We start from the raw sequence: 611 nt of genomic DNA, 5'->3' as shown, positions 1-611 counted from the left end.
ATATCGAATGCTGGACCCGCGTAATTATCAAAGCGCGAGTGTTGTCCTTGGAATGTTAAACGCACCGAGCCAATAGGACCGTTACGTTGCTTACCGATAATTATTTCCGCCGTGCCTTTGTATGGGCTATCTGGGTGATAGACCTCATCACGGTAGATGAACATGATCAAGTCGGCATCCTGCTCGATGGAACCCGATTCACGCAAGTCCGAGTTAACAGGTCGTTTATCCGCTCGTTGTTCTAGGGAACGGTTTAGCTGCGATAGTGCAACGACAGGCACGTTCAACTCTTTCGCCAGTGCTTTAAGCGAGCGAGAAATCTCGGCAATCTCAAGAGTACGGTTATCGGTTAGCGAAGGTACGCGCATCAACTGAAGGTAGTCGACCATGATCATTGACAGACCTCCGTGCTCACGAGCAACACGACGGGCACGTGAACGCACTTCGGTTGGCGTTAAGCCTGAGCTGTCATCGATGTACATATTTTTCTTCTGCATCAGGATACCCATGGTAGAAGAAATACGTGCCCAGTCTTCATCATCCAACTGACCCGTACGGATCTTGGTTTGGTCTACGCGAGACAAGGATGCCAACATACGCATCATCAACTG

At 49.6% G+C, this 611-nt stretch carries 1 protein-coding gene; it reads right to left on the bottom strand.

Annotated features, from left to right (window positions below; all coding sequences use genetic code 11):
* Nucleotides 1-611 (bottom strand): DnaB-like helicase C-terminal domain-containing protein (locus tag R7Q48_RS28765; RefSeq protein ID WP_318133750.1); only part of this gene is annotated, 611 nt, incomplete at both ends.

This window comes from Vibrio sp. 378 (assembly GCF_033339435.1).
Note: the sequence above shows the minus strand (reverse complement) of the source record. Positions and strands in the feature narration are given on the sequence as shown.